This window comes from Ruegeria sp. HKCCE4148 (assembly GCF_017872495.1).
Taxonomy (GTDB): domain Bacteria; phylum Pseudomonadota; class Alphaproteobacteria; order Rhodobacterales; family Rhodobacteraceae; genus Ruegeria.
Genome location: NZ_JAEDOS010000009.1, coordinates 79,126 through 93,858, shown reverse-complemented (window position 1 = coordinate 93,858; position 14,733 = coordinate 79,126). Strand labels below are relative to the sequence as shown.

General features: G+C 56.3%; 15 protein-coding genes. 5 read left to right on the top strand and 10 right to left on the bottom strand.

Going from position 1 to position 14,733, the window contains the following annotated elements; translation table 11 throughout:
* Positions 1 to 12: 12 nt before the first annotated feature.
* Together I9187_RS18610 and I9187_RS18605 are read right to left on the bottom strand one after the other, a co-directional pair.
* The gene (locus I9187_RS18610; RefSeq protein WP_171180915.1) at positions 13 to 498 is read right to left on the bottom strand and encodes a DUF3124 domain-containing protein; all 486 of its coding nucleotides are present in this window, start codon (positions 496 to 498) and stop codon (positions 13 to 15) included.
* Positions 499 to 651: 153 nt separating this feature from the next.
* A complete protein-coding gene (locus I9187_RS18605; protein ID WP_171180983.1) occupies positions 652 to 2,043 on the bottom strand; it encodes an aminotransferase class III-fold pyridoxal phosphate-dependent enzyme in 1,392 nt (463 codons plus the stop codon).
* A 222-nt stretch (positions 2,044 to 2,265) separates the two neighbouring features.
* Here I9187_RS18605 and I9187_RS18600 point away from each other — a divergent pair, with 222 nt between their 5' ends.
* The gene (locus I9187_RS18600; RefSeq protein ID WP_171180912.1) at positions 2,266 to 3,894 is read left to right on the top strand and encodes an acyl-CoA synthetase; all 1,629 of its coding nucleotides are present in this window, start codon (positions 2,266 to 2,268) and stop codon (positions 3,892 to 3,894) included.
* Here the strand turns inward: I9187_RS18600 and I9187_RS18595 are convergent.
* From I9187_RS18595 to hmgA, 8 genes are all read right to left on the bottom strand, one after another.
* Complete coding sequence (locus tag I9187_RS18595) at positions 3,891 to 4,226, bottom strand: DOPA 4,5-dioxygenase family protein (RefSeq protein WP_171180910.1); 336 nt, start codon at positions 4,224 to 4,226, stop codon at positions 3,891 to 3,893. The genes I9187_RS18600 and I9187_RS18595 overlap by 4 nt on opposite strands.
* Before the next feature lie 85 nt (positions 4,227 to 4,311).
* Entirely contained in the window at positions 4,312 to 4,950 is a 639-nt protein-coding gene (maiA, locus tag I9187_RS18590) for a maleylacetoacetate isomerase (RefSeq protein WP_171238787.1), read from the bottom strand.
* 11 nt (positions 4,951 to 4,961) lie between these two features.
* On the bottom strand, positions 4,962 to 5,159 hold the full coding sequence (locus tag I9187_RS18585) for a DUF2783 domain-containing protein (RefSeq protein ID WP_171180906.1): 198 nt from the start codon (positions 5,157 to 5,159) through the stop codon (positions 4,962 to 4,964).
* 5 nt (positions 5,160 to 5,164) lie between these two features.
* Positions 5,165 to 6,775, bottom strand: a complete 1,611-nt coding sequence (locus I9187_RS18580; protein WP_171180904.1) for an FAD-dependent oxidoreductase — start codon at positions 6,773 to 6,775, stop codon at positions 5,165 to 5,167.
* Between the two features lie 131 nt (positions 6,776 to 6,906).
* Positions 6,907 to 7,857, bottom strand: a complete 951-nt coding sequence (locus I9187_RS18575; protein WP_171180902.1) for an MBL fold metallo-hydrolase — start codon at positions 7,855 to 7,857, stop codon at positions 6,907 to 6,909.
* A 10-nt stretch (positions 7,858 to 7,867) separates the two neighbouring features.
* Complete coding sequence (gene fahA / locus I9187_RS18570; RefSeq protein ID WP_171180900.1) at positions 7,868 to 9,124, bottom strand: fumarylacetoacetase; 1,257 nt, start codon at positions 9,122 to 9,124, stop codon at positions 7,868 to 7,870.
* Between the two features lie 21 nt (positions 9,125 to 9,145).
* Positions 9,146 to 9,769, bottom strand: a complete 624-nt coding sequence (locus I9187_RS18565) for a LysE family translocator (protein ID WP_171180898.1) — start codon at positions 9,767 to 9,769, stop codon at positions 9,146 to 9,148.
* A complete protein-coding gene (gene hmgA / locus I9187_RS18560) occupies positions 9,766 to 11,121 on the bottom strand; it encodes a homogentisate 1,2-dioxygenase (protein WP_171180895.1) in 1,356 nt (451 codons plus the stop codon). The genes I9187_RS18565 and hmgA overlap by 4 nt, the downstream gene beginning before the upstream one ends.
* A 56-nt stretch (positions 11,122 to 11,177) precedes the next feature.
* Here hmgA and I9187_RS18555 point away from each other — a divergent pair, with 56 nt between their 5' ends.
* The 4 genes from I9187_RS18555 (at position 11,178) to I9187_RS18540 (ending at position 14,707) form a co-directional block, all read left to right on the top strand.
* Positions 11,178 to 11,630 carry a MarR family winged helix-turn-helix transcriptional regulator gene (locus I9187_RS18555; RefSeq protein ID WP_171180893.1) on the top strand — a complete coding sequence of 151 codons (453 nt, stop codon included), beginning with the start codon at positions 11,178 to 11,180 and terminating at the stop codon, positions 11,628 to 11,630.
* 60 nt (positions 11,631 to 11,690) lie between these two features.
* Positions 11,691 to 12,941 carry an adenylate/guanylate cyclase domain-containing protein gene (locus I9187_RS18550; RefSeq protein ID WP_171180891.1) on the top strand — a complete coding sequence of 417 codons (1,251 nt, stop codon included), beginning with the start codon at positions 11,691 to 11,693 and terminating at the stop codon, positions 12,939 to 12,941.
* A 136-nt stretch (positions 12,942 to 13,077) separates the two neighbouring features.
* Positions 13,078 to 13,488 (top strand): hypothetical protein, encoded by a 411-nt coding sequence (locus tag I9187_RS18545; protein WP_171180889.1) that lies wholly within the window; start codon positions 13,078 to 13,080, stop codon positions 13,486 to 13,488.
* Positions 13,481 to 14,707 (top strand): biotin/lipoyl-binding protein, encoded by a 1,227-nt coding sequence (locus I9187_RS18540; RefSeq protein WP_171180887.1) that lies wholly within the window; start codon positions 13,481 to 13,483, stop codon positions 14,705 to 14,707. The genes I9187_RS18545 and I9187_RS18540 overlap by 8 nt, the downstream gene beginning before the upstream one ends.
* The last annotated feature ends 26 nt before the right edge of the window (positions 14,708 to 14,733 follow it).

Sequence of the window (14,733 nt, the reverse complement as noted above, 5' to 3'; positions counted from 1 at the left end):
TAGTGGTCGGTGTTACGGTTCTTGTGACAACACCTGACCTCGGCTTGTAAACGAGATCCCTTGAGTGCCGCTTCCACCGACCATGATTGCTTCTACGATAGGGGGTGACACCGGAACTTCTGCCGACCATGTGACTACGAAATTCGCGCCGATGCCGTCTCCGACGCTACCAATAGGTACAAGCGCATTCATTGACCCAAATGGCATCAGCTGAACGGGCTCATTTATGAGGGTTTCCAGAAGCTGCCCCGCTCTGTCGTAATATTCGACGCGCTCAACTTTGATCTCTGATTGAAGACTAATGTTGTGCACAACGAGGGTAGACGCGAGCGGTTCGCTGCGCCCTTCCTGCGTGAAAACTCGCGAGTAGGAGGGAACATAGATGACTTGAGATGTTACACTCTCCGAAACTTGTGCGAATGAAGGGCTTGGTACAGTCGTCAACGAAACCAAAGCCATTGAGAGTGACCAGAAATATCTGCGGGAGAAAAACTTCATTTAGGAGAATGCTCCGTTTGTTCAGTCGTGAATATGAGCATACGGATGACAAGATTCGGCGCAAGAAAATGACCGCTTTGTCCGCACTTCGACCATTCACAAAAAAACCGACACTCGATGTGCCGGTTTTTCTTTTTTTAATATTTGGTCAGCTTACCCGAAAACACGCCCCAACGCGCCGTCAACGGCGTCAGTGATCTGGTCGATGTCATCCGCCGTTGCGATCAGTGCGGGCGAGAAGCACAGCGTGTTGTTACGGCTGGGGATCGAGCGGTTGGTGGCACCGATGATCACGCCTTGCGCCATACAATCGGCGACAACGGCCTGAACCCGCTTTTCATCCATCGGGTCTTTGGTCGTACGGTCGGTGACCAGTTCGGCCCCCAGGAACAGGCCCTTGCCGCGCACGTCGCCGATAACCTTGTGCTTTTCCATCAGCGCTTGCAGGTTGTCGAACATGCGGTTGCCCATGTCGGTGCAGTTGCCCAACAGGTTCTCGTCTTCGATGATGCGCATATTCTCAATCGCCGCTGCCGGACCGGCGGTGCAACCGCCAAAGGTCGAGATATCGCGGAAATAGCCCATCGGGTCCGACGCGTCGTCTTTGAACATGTCAAAGACTTCCTCGGTCGTGACCATCACAGCAATAGCGGCATAGCCCGATGCAACGCCCTTGGCCATGGTTACGAAGTCAGGCTTGATGCCATACTGCTGGTACCCGAACCATGTCCCAGTCCGGCCTACGCCGCAAACAACTTCGTCGATATGCAGCAGCACGTCGTACTTTTTGCAGATCTCCTGCACGCGCTGCCAATACCCTTCAGGCGCTTCGATCACACCACCACCGGCGGTAACGGGCTCAAGGCACAGGGCGCCAACGGTGTCAGGGCCTTCGCGCAGGATGACTTCTTCGATCTGGTCTGCTGCCCATTCGCCGAAGTTTTCGACGGGTGCACCGTCGAGTTCATGCTTGCGATATTCCATGCAGTGCGGCACGCGTACAAAATCAGGTGCGAAGGGACCGTATTGCGCGGTACGCTCGTCCTGACCACCCGCCGACATGGTCGCCAGCGTCGAGCCGTGATAGTCGCGGTCGCGATACAGGATCTTGGTTTTCTTGCCGCCGTATTTCTTGTGCGCGATCTGGCGCACCATCTTGAACGCCTTCTCGTTCGCTTCGGATCCCGAGTTGGTGTAGTAGACGCGGCTCATGCCGGGCATCTTTTCGATCAGCTTTTCCGCAAAGATGGAGCCGGGGATCGAACCTGCGGTATTGGCGAAATAGCACAGTTTCATCAACTGGTCATAGACTGCCTTACAGATTGATTCGCGGCCATAGCCGACGTTCACAGTCCAGACGCCACCCGAAACAGCATCCAGGTGTTCCTTGCCCTTCTGATCCCAGACGCGCATACCTTTGCCTTCGACAATGATACGCGGGTCATTGGTTTCAAAGGGTTTATGCTGCAGCAGGTGGTGCCAGATATGGGCGCGGTCGGCTTCGACCACGCGGGAAAGATCGTTTTCGTTGAACGTGCCGTCCATGACAAGTCCTTTCACTGAGATGCGCTTCTGGGGTCGATGGTCAAGCGAGACCCCTGCATGTGTTTAAGATGCTCCAAATCACCGCGAAAGGCCCTTTGTAAGTAGGGCCAGATAACACCATCCCGTATTACCAGAATGGGTGCACACCGTATTACTACGGATTTGTCAGGCCACCAAGTTTATGTTCAAGTCGCGCGTACTGCGATTTGGGAGGATGAGCAGATGACAGCCACAAACATCTACGAGCGTCATTTGGATAAATGCCGGGCAAACTACACACCCTTGTCACCGCTGACCTTCTTGGACCGGACGGCGCAGGTTTACCCAGATTATCCTTCGGTGGTGTATGGTGAACGCAGGTATACTTGGGCTGAAACCTATGCCCGGTGTCGACGTTTGGCGGGCGCGTTGAGCGCGCGCGGGATAGGAAAAGGCGATACCGTTTCCATAATCGCAGCGAACATCCCCGAGATGTATGAAGCGCATTTCGGCGTTCCAATGGCCGGAGCTGTTCTGAACGCCATCAACACGCGCCTGGATGCGCCGATTGTTGCCTTCATTTTGAACCACGCCGAGGCTAAGGCGCTGCTGGTCGATCCAGAGTTTTCGGGCGTCGTGAAAGAAGCGTTAAAGCAGGTCGACCATGACATTCTGATCATAGACATCGAAGACCCCGGCTTTGAAGGTGGTGAAAAGCTGGGCAACCTGACCTACGATGCCCTTCTGAACGAAGGCGACCCGGAATTCAGCTGGTCTCTGCCCGAGGATGAATGGGACGCAATCACGCTGAACTACACTTCGGGTACTACAGGCAATCCGAAAGGTGTCGTTTATCATCACCGAGGTGCCACGCTGAATGCGCAGTCGGATCTGCTGGATTGGGATATGCCCAAGCATTCAGTTTATCTGTGGACCCTTCCGATGTTTCATTGCAATGGCTGGTGTTTCCCTTGGGCCATGGCCGCCAATGCAGGCGTGTCGGTCTGTCTGCGTGCCGTACGGGCCGAGCCGATCTATGCGGCTTTCCGCGATGAGAAAGTCACGCATTTCTGCGGGGCGCCCATCGTTTTGAACATGCTCGCCCATGCGCCGGATGAGCTGAAAGACTTTGATCATCAGATCAAGGTGATGACGGCGGGTGCACCGCCGCCTGCAGCTGTGATCGAAGCGATGGAGGCGATGGGCGTCGAGGTCACGCATGTCTATGGCCTGACCGAAACGTATGGGCCTTCGGTCGTGTGTGCCTGGAAAGACGAATGGAATGAAAAAGGCCCCGAAGACCGCGCCGCTCTGAAAGTACGCCAGGGTGTGCGGTACACGGCGCTGTCTGGCCTGATGGTGGCTGATCCCGATACCATGGAACCTGTTCCGGCGGATGGTGAAACCATGGGTGAGATTTTCATGCAGGGTAACGTGGTGATGAAAGGGTATCTAAAGAACCAAGACGCCACGGACGGGGCCTTTAAAGGCGGATGGTTTGCGTCCGGTGACTTGGGCGTCATGCACCCTGACGGCTATGTCGCACTCAAGGATCGATCCAAGGACATCATCATTTCGGGTGGCGAGAATATCTCGTCCGTCGAGGTCGAGGGTATCCTCTACAAACATCCGGCGGTAATGGAGGCGGCTGTGGTCGCGCGACCGGATGAGAAATGGGGCGAAACGCCTTGTGCGTTTGTCGAGCTGAAACCGGATGCCACCGCTACAGAGGCAGACCTAATTGCCTTCTGCCGAGACAACATGGCCCATTTCAAAGCACCAAAGACCGTGGTTTTCGGCACCCTGCCGAAGACATCAACCGGCAAGGTGCAGAAATTCGTCCTGCGGGATCAGGCGCGGGCGTTAGGTTAAAGCCTGTCGAAGATCGACAGGTCCAGATCCAGCATCTCACCCATCCAGAGCGCGCGATCACGGTGATCTTCCAGATGATTACCGGTTTCGGGGTGGGTGAACACGGTCAGGCCCTGCCGGTTCAACATCAGCCATGGCATGACTTGATCAAATGCATCGGCGTCAAAGCCCAACTGGCAACTCCAGCGTGGGTGGGGGCCGACGTTGCGGGCATGCATACGCCCCATCTGAACCGGGAATAGGCGTGCGGCCTCTTCACAGACCTGTTGTGCCGTCGCTTGTGTGTCGGCATCGAAATAGACATGGGCGTGGTAGCCGGTGATCTCAGGCATGGTGACCTCATAGCTTTGGTGTATCCAAGCTAAGGTCAAACAGGAAAAACGACTAGGCGCACAAGCACACAGTGCTTGTGCAGTGTTATTGGGGGGCGTGCGCGTCAGGGTGCGCTGCAACAAAGGCCGGATGACTAGCGCAGGCTGTTTCAACCTCCAGAACACGTGGCATGTCCGACAGGTCCACCTGCCAGCGGCGTGCGTTGTAGAGTTGAGGGATCAGGCAGAGGTCAGCGAGGCCAGGCTGCGAACCGACGCAATAAGGGGCCTGTTCAAACGTGCCCAACATGGTCTCAAAGGCTTGCAAGCCGGGCCGGATGAAGTGCCGCATCCAATCTCCGGGCATGTCGTCGGCGTCAGTGCTGAGCGAGGTCGCATGTCGCGCAACCGAGAGGTTGCAGACCGGATGAATATCGACTGCAATCGCATATGCCAACGCCTGAGCTTTTGCCTTCTGCACCGGGTCGGATGGCAAAAGGCCAAGACCTCGGGTTTGATCCAGATATTCAAGGATGGCCAACGATTGCGTCAATCGCAGCCCGTCAATTTCCAGAACTGGCACAAACCCTTGCGGATTGCGTAACAAATGCTCAGTGCTCTTGTGTTCGCCGCCTACCAGATCGACAACAACCGAGTCATAGTCGATCCCGGCCAAGTTCAGGGCGATCCGCACCCGATAACTGGCCGAAGACCGCCAATAGTCAAAGAGGACAACTTCGCTCACACGGGATCCTGTCAATCGTTGGACAAAGCAGCGGCGCGGATGGCATCAGACAGAACGGTGCCGTCTCCGATGTGATTGGCAAGTACCAACACCAGTCGGGCGTTCAGCGCGTCGCTGTCGGCTTTCTCAAGCCCTTCATGCGCCGCCAAAAGGGTGGCGTAAAAGTCGTCGGCGTTGTCGAAATTGGGGGTTAGGATCAAGTCTGACATTGCGCTTACTCCTTACCGCAAGCTCTGCGGATCGCATGACGGAAACTGTTTTCTTCAAAGCTGTCCCGCCGAGCGGCCACGTGCTGATCCGGGCGGATCAGATACACAGCGCTGGTTGCATCACCCAAGTAACGACGTTTGAGAGCCAGCGTCAGATCGTCTTTGACCGACAACGCCAGCCGAGTGACCTCAATCCCATCCTCTTCCAGAGTGTCTGGGGCATCGGCATCAATGGTCAGCAAGGTAAATTTGCCCGCCAGCTTGGGCAGCAGGAATTCATCGCCCAGCGGGGCATCCGGGCAGGCCGACCCCGGGCGTGTGCAGGCTGGGCCGTTCAGCGCATCGGCCGAGTTCAACGAAGACCCGTCATAGGTGCAGGGTTGGCTCAAGCGCCCGGAATTCACCAGTGGTCGGGCAAATTCATACTTTTCGCTTAGATCCAGAACCGCATCGCGCAGAACCCGCGACATCTCGGATTTTGGCGTGATGAAATCGGTGGACCGGCTGGATTTCTGGATATTTTCGTCTGCCCCGTACACACGTTCCGCGTTGTAGCTGTCCAGCAGGCTTTCAGGCGCTTTGCCGTCGAGCACAAGCTTCAGTTTCCAGCACAGATTGTCGGTATCTTGCAGGCCCGAATTTGCCCCGCGTGCGCCAAAGGGGCTGACCTGATGCGCACTGTCGCCCGCAAACAGAACACGCCCCTTGCGGAAGCTTTCCATGCGGCGACACTGGAAGGTATAAATCGAGACCCATTCCAGCTGAAAATCCACGTCGTCGCCCAGCATCGCCGTTAGGCGGGGGATCACATTCTCGGGGCGCTTTTCGCGTTCTTTGTCGATATCCCACCCCAGTTGCAGATCGATGCGCCAGACGTTGTCAGGCTGTTTATGGAGCAGCGCAGATTGTCCCCGATTGAACGGTGGGTCGAACCAGAACCAGCGTTCCGATGGGAAATCGGCGTCCATGATTACATCAGCGATCAGGAAGTTGTCTTCGAACACGCGCCCTTCGAAATCGATACCCAGCATCCGGCGGGTGGGAGAGGTTGCTCCGTCACAGGCGATCAGCCACTCGGCCTCAATCGTATAGGGACCTTCGGGGGTTTCGACCTCAAGTCGAACGTGATCTTCGTGCGTGCCAATGGCCTCGACCCTGTTGCGGCCACGAATTTCAATTGGTGCGCCTTCTGCCTGCAGCTCGCGTACACGTTCTACAAAGTAGTTTTCAAAGTGGTATTGCTGCAGGTTGATGAAGGCGGGGTTGGCATAGCCTTCATCCGGTTGCAGGTTGAAGTCATAGACCTGACGATCATCAAAGTAGACCTTGCCACGATCCCACATGACGCCTTTGTCGACCAAGTGGCGTCCACATCCCAGGCGGTCGGCAATTTCCAAAGTACGTTGAGAAAAACAGATGGCGCGACTGCCGAAGCTGACCTTGTCATTCTCGTCCAGAACCACAACCTCGACACCTTGTTGGGTCAGATCAATCGCGGCGGCCAATCCAACCGGACCGGCACCAATCACGATGACCTTGTGCCTGACGGGCGTGGGGCTGTCTTGGTCCGGGCTGCGTTCATAGCCGTAAAGCGGCGTTTCAAAGATCTTGTTCATGGGCTCCCCCAAGCAGATGCACCAATGTGCGGCATGTCCTGCCCCCGGCGACAGGCGCCGGAGGCCTTGGCTTATGGTTTCATTTTATCCAGACGCGTAAAACGATCTGGATCAAACCGAGCCGTTTTTCCTTAGCCCTGCAAGGCTTCCCACATCTCAAGGTCGCGCTGGGCGGTCCAGATGCGGGGTGTGTCGATGCCGCGTGCCTCGTCATAGGCGCGGGCGACGTTGAAGGGCAGGCAGTGTTCGTAGATTGCGTAGTCAGCGAATTTCGGATCACACTCGGCGCGTACGGCGTCCCAGGCTTCCTTCAGGCTGCCGCCGCGTGCAGCCACCTTGGCGGCCGGGCGGTAGGTGCTGCTGACGAAATCGCGGGTGTTTTCAATGGCCGCATTGACCATGTCCTTACCAACCAGCGCGTCGCCGCGACCTGGTGCAATTGCATCCACGTCGAACCATTTGATCGCATCCAGCGTGTCACCCCAGTCGCTGAAATGCCCGTCACCACAATAGCAGGCCGAGTGATATTCAACTATGTCGCCTGTGAACATCACGTTCTGATCTGGCACATGAATTACGATGTCCCCGGCAGTGTGGGCTCGGCCCAGATGCATCAGGTCAACGCGACGGTTTCCCAGATAGACGGTCATTGTGTCGCTGAACGTGGTGGTGGGCCAGGTCAGACCGGGGATGCTTTCATGCCCTTCGAACAAACGTGGGAAGCGTTGGAACTCGCTGTCCCAATCCTCTTGCCCGCGTTCCACGACCATGGCGCGCGCCATGTCTGACATCAGGATTTGCTGAGCGCCAAACGCGCTTGCGCCCAGAACGCGTACAGCGTGGTAGTGGGTCAGGGCCACATGCGTGATCGGCTTGTCTGTAACTGATCGAACGCACTCGATCACCTTGTTGGCCAGACGCGGTGTCGCCTGCGCCTCGACAATCATCACGCTGTCATCGCCGATGATGACGCCCGAGTTCGGGTCGCCTTCGGCCGTAAAGGCATAGAGCCCTTCGCCCACCTCGGTGAAGCTGATCTTTTTCTCCGACATGTCCCCCTGGGACGCGAATGCTCTGGCCATGATGGGTTCCTTAAAGTGTGTATGGGTTTTCAAGAGCGGACAAGACGGTGCCAACACAATCACCGAAGCCGATTGTGTAACCATCGCCCTTGGCCGCGCCGGTCAAGGTCAGCGTGTCGCCATCTTCGATGAAGCTGCGGGTTTCACCGCCGTCCAGCGTCAGAGGTTCCTTTCCGCCCCAGCTGAGTTCCAGCAACGAACCGCGTTCAGGTTTGGTTGGTCCGGAAATGGTGCCCGAGCCCAGCAAATCACCTGCATTCATCGGACAGCCGGATGTCGTGTGATGGGCCAGTTGCTGCGCGGCGGAATAGTACATCTGGTTGTAGTTGGTCTGTGCAATTGTCGTAGCAGGCTGCCCTGCGGGTGCCATGGTGATCGACAGATCAATATCATAGAGCATCGGGCCACAGTCTTTCAGGTGATCTAGTAGCTCGAACTCACGTGCAGGCGTGTCACAGCGGAATGGCTCCAGCGTTGCCTTGGTGACAATCCAAGGGCTGATCGAGGTTGCGGTGGCCTTGGCCTGAAACGGGCCCAGCGGCTGGTATTCCCAGGCCTGGATGTCACGCGCAGACCAATCGTTCAGCAGGACGTAGCCAAAGATATTGTCGTCCGCCTCTTGCACCGAGATTGGGCCATCCGAAGGGGTGCCGACAATCGCGCCCATCTCAAGCTCGATGTCAAAACGGCGGCTGGGCAGAAAGGCGGGCAGCTCTTGGTCGGGCGCTTTTAGCTGCCCCCATGGGCGGCGGATATCCGTGCCCGATACCACGACCGAAGACGCGCGCCCGTTGTACCCAATGGGAATATGCAGCCAGTTTGGCGGCAACGCGTTTTCCGGCCCCCGGAACATGGTGCCTACGTTGAAGGCATGGTTCCGGCCTGCATAGAAATCGGTGTATTCGCTGACCGCGAAGGGCAGGTGCATCTCGGCGTCGTCTTGTTTGACAAGCAGTGGTTCAACCTTGCTCTGCTCGTCCGAGCCCTCGGCCAGAAGGCTGATCAGACGTTCCCGCAGGGCGGCCCAGACGGCGGGGCCTTCCTCCATCAACGGGTTCCAGAACGGCATGTCGAACAGAGGCTCATCGCTCAGGGTGATCAACCCTTCGGCTTCGGCAGCTGTGACGTCGAGGATCATGTCCCCAATGGCCACGCCGCAGCGCGGATCGTCGCCCTCGGTCGAGAAGACTCCATAAGGCAGGTTGTTCAGTGGGAACGGGTGTGTCGCGTCATTGGCCGACGTCACCCAGGATGTCATTAGAGGCATACGATGTCCCTGTTTTGTTGGTTAAGTTGAGGGGCGAAGGGATTTCAGCCCCAACAAGATAGCAGCCAGGATCATGAAGCTGCCGCCAATGCGGTCAAGCCACAGCTTTGCAGGACCTTGCAAACGGCGGGCCAGCCAACTTGCGCTGCCGCCATATGCGGTCAGGAACATCCCGTCCATGACCAGATAGGTGGCCGAAAGAATGGTGAATTGCGGCCAGAAAGGCAGTGCTCCGTCAATGAACAGTGGGAACAGCGCTGCAAAAAAGACCACGGCTTTGGGATTCGCGGCAGAGGTAATAAACCCCTGCATCCAAAGCGATTTGCGACTTGCCTTGGGCGCGGTTTGCGCTTCAGATACGCGCGCCTTGAGGATCTGTTTGACACCAAGGTAAACCAAATAGGCCACACCAAGCCATTTGATGACGGTCAGCGCGGTTGCGGATGTGGCAATCAGGGCGGCCAGACCCAGCCCTGCTGCCAACATCTGCAGGAAGTTCGCCGTCAGATCTCCGGCAGCGGTGAACAACCCGCGCCGAAGCCCGTTGGTGGCCGAGTTTGACAACATCAGCAACTGGCTGGGTCCCGGTGTGCTCATCAGCAGCAGGACTGTTGCCACATAGGTGAACCAGATATCCAAGCTCATTTCTTACCCGGCGTTCCGTCGAACTTCTTCTCCAGCGATGTCCAGCAGTCGATATAATCATCCTGCAACGGCGCTTCGGTGGCGGCAAATGGCGTCAGATGCTGCGGGAAGCGGGTTTCGAACATGAACGACATCGTCTTGTCCAGCTTGTCCGGCCCCAGGTTGGAGTATGATGCTTTGTCAAAGGCTTCCCTGTCGGGGCCGTGCGGGATCATCATGTTGTGCAGGCTTGTGCCACCGGGCACAAAGCCCTGTGGTTTTGCATCATACTGACCGTAAATGTTGCCCATCAATTCCGACATGATGTTTTTGTGGTACCACGGCGGGCGGAACGTGTCCTCCATCACCATCCAGCGTTCGCGGAACAGAACAAAGTCGATATTGGCCGTGCCAGGCTGGCCAGAGGGTGCCGTCAGAACCGTAAAGATCGACGGGTCGGGATGGTCGAACAGGATCGCGCCAACCGGGCAATAATTGCGCAAGTCATATTTGTAGGGCGCATAGTTGCCGTGCCATGCAACCACATCCAGCGGGCTGTGTCCGATCTTGGTGGTGTGGAACTGGCCGCACCATTTGATCGTCACGGTCGACGGGGTTTCGCGATCTTCAAACGCAGCTACGGGCGCTTTGAAGTCGCGCGGGTTGGCCATGCAGTTTGCGCCAATCGGGCCACGGCCCGGCAGCTCGAACTTTTGCCCGTAGTTTTCGCAGACAAAACCGCGCGCGGGGCCTTCCAGAACCTCGACCCGGTAAAGCAGACCACGCGGAATGATCGCGATCTCTTTGGGTTCCAGATCGATGATGCCCAGCTCGGTCGCAAAACGCAGGCGTCCCTCCTGCGGAACAACCAACAGCTCGGAATCGGCTGAGAAGAAGTAGTCATCCACCATGGATTCGGTGACCAGATAGATGTGACAGGCCATGCCCACTTGCGTGTTCACGTCCCCCGCCGTGGTCATCGTGCGCATCCCGGTCATCCAGTTCAGACCTTCATCAGAATGTGGGACGGGATCCCAGCGATACTGACCCAGACTGATCACATCGGGGTCGATGCACGGTGCCGATTTCCAATAGGGGAGGTCGATTTTTTCGTAACGATGTGAATGCTTCACCGACGGGCGAATGCGATAACACCAAGTGCGTTCGGGCGGGTTCGCAGTGAAGGCGGTGCCGCTCAGCTGCTCTCCGTAAAGGCCATAGTTGCACCGTTGTGGGCTGTTCATCCCTTGTGGCAGCGCGTCGGGCAGGGCCTCGGTCTCAAAGTCGTTTCCAAAGCCGGGCATATAGCCGGCATGTGTGCCGACCGGCGTTGCAGCCTGCGTCAGCATATGTGGATCACTCGGACGATTCATGGTGTTTTCCTCCGTTGCTGCTTGTCGGGTAATAGTTGATTTTGTAACTAACAAGCATGACACACGAAGAATCCAAAAAAAATGATGAGTTTGATCTGCAGAATTTTCTGCCTTTCCTTCTGAACCAGGCGGCCGAGCATGCCTCGTTGGAGTTTCAGAGCGTCTATAAAGGCCGTTACGGGATGCTCAGAACCGAATGGCGGGTGCTGTTTCACCTTGGGCTATTCGGTGAGATGACGGCTAAAGAGATTTGCGAGCGCGCCAGAATGCACAAAACCAAAATCAGCCGCGCGGTCGCCAAGCTGGAACAGAGAAGGTATCTGAAACGCACACGCGACGAAGGAGATCGGCGGGCGGAATGGCTGACTCTAACACCGACGGGGCAAACCGTGTATCGTGATCTGCATGGCGTCGCCGCCGCCTATGATGCAAAACTGTCGGGCCTATTCGATGCGGAAGAAGCTGCTCTGCTGCGTAAAATGCTGCAAAGACTGGCTGGTTTGGACTGACCACTGGCAATTGATGCGTGTCGCCCCCAGATGGGGGTCATGCTTGATACGGATATTTAAATGACTTCTCAGGACTCTTCTTCGATTCCCGCACACGACCTGATCGATTGGCTGGTCGCCAAGGGGCTTGAAGGCGCCGGGCAAGAAGAATTGCTGGAAGGGTTTTGCACCCGGCTTGTCGATATGGGCATACCTTTGATGCGGTTTCACGCGGCGCAATCTACCCTGCATCCGGTTTACGGCGGCACCGGCTATAGCTGGTACAACGGCGCGGGTGGTGAATCCGAGAGGTTCGAGAATACAGATACGCCCAGTGAAGTCTGGCAGCGAAGCCCATTGTATGCCCTGTTGCACGAGGATCTGGATGAAATCCGGGTCAAGCTGGTTGATCATAACGAGCCTAGTCGCTTTCCCTTGCTCAATGATCTGCGGGAAATTGGGGCGACGGATTACTATGCTACGGGCCTGTCTTTTGAAGGGGTTAAGCAAATCCGCCCCAACGGCGCAAAAAAGGTCAGTGATGGCGTTCTGATGTCTTGGACCAGCGACGCACCAACCGGGTTCGACGACAGCGACTTGAGGCAAATTCATACCGTCCTGCCGCATCTGGGGTTGGCGCTTAAATCCGCCAAGAACCAGAACCTGACCAAGGATCTGTTGCGAGTGTATCTGGGCCGAGATGCCGGTCGCCGGGTTCTGTCGGGCGAAATCCGGCGAGGGTCGCTGCAACAAATAGATGCGGTAATCTGGAATTTCGACCTAGAGGGCTTCACCACCCTGTCCGAGGATCTGCCGGGGAACGAGATCATCGATATGCTGAACGACTATCTGGCCGTGGCGGTAGGAGTGGTGCATGACAACGGCGGGAATATCCTGAAATTCATGGGTGACGGCGTGATGGCCATGTTTGATGTCGGCGAGATCGACGAAGATGCCCGTGCCGCGCTGAGCGCTGTGCCGTTGTTGCAATCGCGCATGAATGAGTTGAACTCCAGACGTCAGGCGCAGGGTCTGCCAGTGGCAAACTATACGCTGGCCTTGCATTCGGGTGAAATTCTCTACGGCAATATCGGGTCCGAGACACGGCTGGATTTCACCGTGATCGGTGCTGCCGTCAACCAGGCCTCCCGTATTGCCGGAATGCACCGATCTTTGGGTCAGAGGATCCTGATCTCGGACGACGTCGCCCGCGCCGCGCAACCCTGTGAGCAAGAACTTGTCTCGGTCGGTCGCTACATGCTGCGCGGCGTGAATGAGCCGAAAGAGTTGTTCACGGTGTATTCACCAGTTGGTTCATCCCACGCCGATTGAAACTTCGTTTTAAGCCCGAAGCGGCCATTCTTATCCCTCTCTCTTTTCATTGTTTGAACCGGTAGAAGAAGCTTGGCGTCCGTCTCTTACGCAATGGAGACTGGCGGCTAAAAAGTGTTGAGGGTTCTTCACAGGCTTGGGCAAGATTGATCTTTTTGATTTCAATCGTTTGTCCTTGCATCAGATCATTGAGAAACAGGAGGTTCTTTTGGGCAGCTCTATTTCTGATGAGGCGATGGCCAGACTCCCCTTCTGGGTGACACCACCGGGCGAGACGGATGGCTTTCTGATCGTGGTGGGAATTCTGCTCGTTGTTGTGCTGCTTGGTTTCGGCGCACTCTACTTTACCGTGCAGGCCATTCCCGACCGCATGGCAGCAGGTGCTCATAAAGTTCAAATGCAATTGGTTGGTGTGCTGGGGTTGATTTCTCTGTTTACACTTAACAATGCGTTTTGGATCGCGGCAATTCTAATCGCTGCCGTACCTTTGCACGAAATACTCCCGCTCAAGAGTGACGTGGATCTCTCGGAGAGCCAGGATGCTTGAGCTGGTCTTTTCTGCCCTGATCACGATCGTCCCGGATTACCTATACAGGCGTTACAAGCAGGGTAAGCGATGGGGCCATGAAATCACGCTGTTCAATGTCTGGTATGAATTGCGTTGGGGTTTGACGGCCTGTGCAATCCTGGCAATCACTTTGATCACCGTGATTTTCTATTTTCATCCGTCCACGCGGAACGTCTCCGCAGCATTTCGCACGGTAACTATTCTTTCTGATCGCGGGGGCCGGGTTTCGGAGGTCTATGTCGCGAACAATGATACGATAAAAGCGGGTGAGGCAATCTTCCGGTTGGACACGACGCGGCAGGAAGCTGCGGCAGAAACTGCACAGCGACGCATAGAAGAAATCGAGGCAGCGCAGGGACTGACAGCAACCGAGATCGCGGGTGCTGAGGCACGGGTTGGTTCGGCGGAAGCGAATCTTGCTCAGGCGACCAGCGATTTGGATCGCCGCCTTGAACTCGCGGAGCGCAACGACACAGTTGTAAGTGAGCAGGAATTGGAGCGTTTGCAAACCGCTGTGTCCAGTGCCGAAAGTCAGCGCGCAGCTGCAGTTGCAGCCCTTGACGGCGCTAAACTGCGCCAATCTACTCTGCTTCCTGCGCAGCTTGAAAGTGCGCGTGCTGTTTTGGCTGAGGCCGAAAACGAAATCTCTAAATCCACTGTTTTTGCCGAAGTAGACGGGACCGTCACACAGTTTTTGTTGAAGCCAGGTGACATCGTGAATCCAATTCTGCGCCCTGCAGGAATTCTGGTTCCCGAAGTCTCAGGGCAGGGTCGCCTTATTGCGGCTTTTGGTCAGATTTCGGTCAGTGTGCTCAAGCCGGGAATGTTAGTGGAAATTACCTGTGCGTCCAAACCCCTGACCATAATCCCAATGGTGGTGGACGACGTGCAAAATGCGATTGCTGCGGGGCAGTTTCGACCCGGTGATGCTCTGCTTGACCAACAGGATCGTGCGCGGCCCGGAACGGTTACAGCTTTCCTTGCGCCAATTTTCCCTAAACATCTGGAAGACATCCCGCCAGGAAGTGCGTGCGTTGGCGTTGCCTACACGAGCCGCGCAAAAGAAATAGACGCGGGGAAAATCACCGGGTTTTCGGCTTTTGTTGCACGGATTGTGGACGGGATGGGCATAGCGAACGCCATAGTCTTGCGCGCACAGGCCATTTTGCTTCCTGTTAAGACGCTGGTGTTCAACTAGGCCGCGCGACACGGAGAAGGAGAGCT

Coding starts and splice junctions, on each gene's coding strand:
- I9187_RS18605 (WP_171180983.1), bottom strand. CDS start 2,043: ATGGACGGCACGTTCAACGAAAACGATCTTTCCCGCGTGGTCGAAGCC.
- I9187_RS18595 (WP_171180910.1), bottom strand. CDS start 4,226: ATGCCTGAGATCACCGGCTACCACGCCCATGTCTATTTCGATGCCGAC.
- I9187_RS18610 (WP_171180915.1), bottom strand. CDS start 498: ATGAAGTTTTTCTCCCGCAGATATTTCTGGTCACTCTCAATGGCTTTG.
- I9187_RS18600 (WP_171180912.1), top strand. CDS start 2,266: ATGACAGCCACAAACATCTACGAGCGTCATTTGGATAAATGCCGGGCA.
- I9187_RS18585 (WP_171180906.1), bottom strand. CDS start 5,159: ATGTCAGACTTGATCCTAACCCCCAATTTCGACAACGCCGACGACTTT.
- fahA (WP_171180900.1), bottom strand. CDS start 9,124: ATGCCTCTAATGACATCCTGGGTGACGTCGGCCAATGACGCGACACAC.
- I9187_RS18575 (WP_171180902.1), bottom strand. CDS start 7,857: ATGGCCAGAGCATTCGCGTCCCAGGGGGACATGTCGGAGAAAAAGATC.
- I9187_RS18555 (WP_171180893.1), top strand. CDS start 11,178: ATGACACACGAAGAATCCAAAAAAAATGATGAGTTTGATCTGCAGAAT.
- I9187_RS18565 (WP_171180898.1), bottom strand. CDS start 9,769: ATGAGCTTGGATATCTGGTTCACCTATGTGGCAACAGTCCTGCTGCTG.
- I9187_RS18540 (WP_171180887.1), top strand. CDS start 13,481: ATGCTTGAGCTGGTCTTTTCTGCCCTGATCACGATCGTCCCGGATTAC.
- I9187_RS18580 (WP_171180904.1), bottom strand. CDS start 6,775: ATGAACAAGATCTTTGAAACGCCGCTTTACGGCTATGAACGCAGCCCG.
- hmgA (WP_171180895.1), bottom strand. CDS start 11,121: ATGAATCGTCCGAGTGATCCACATATGCTGACGCAGGCTGCAACGCCG.
- I9187_RS18550 (WP_171180891.1), top strand. CDS start 11,691: ATGACTTCTCAGGACTCTTCTTCGATTCCCGCACACGACCTGATCGAT.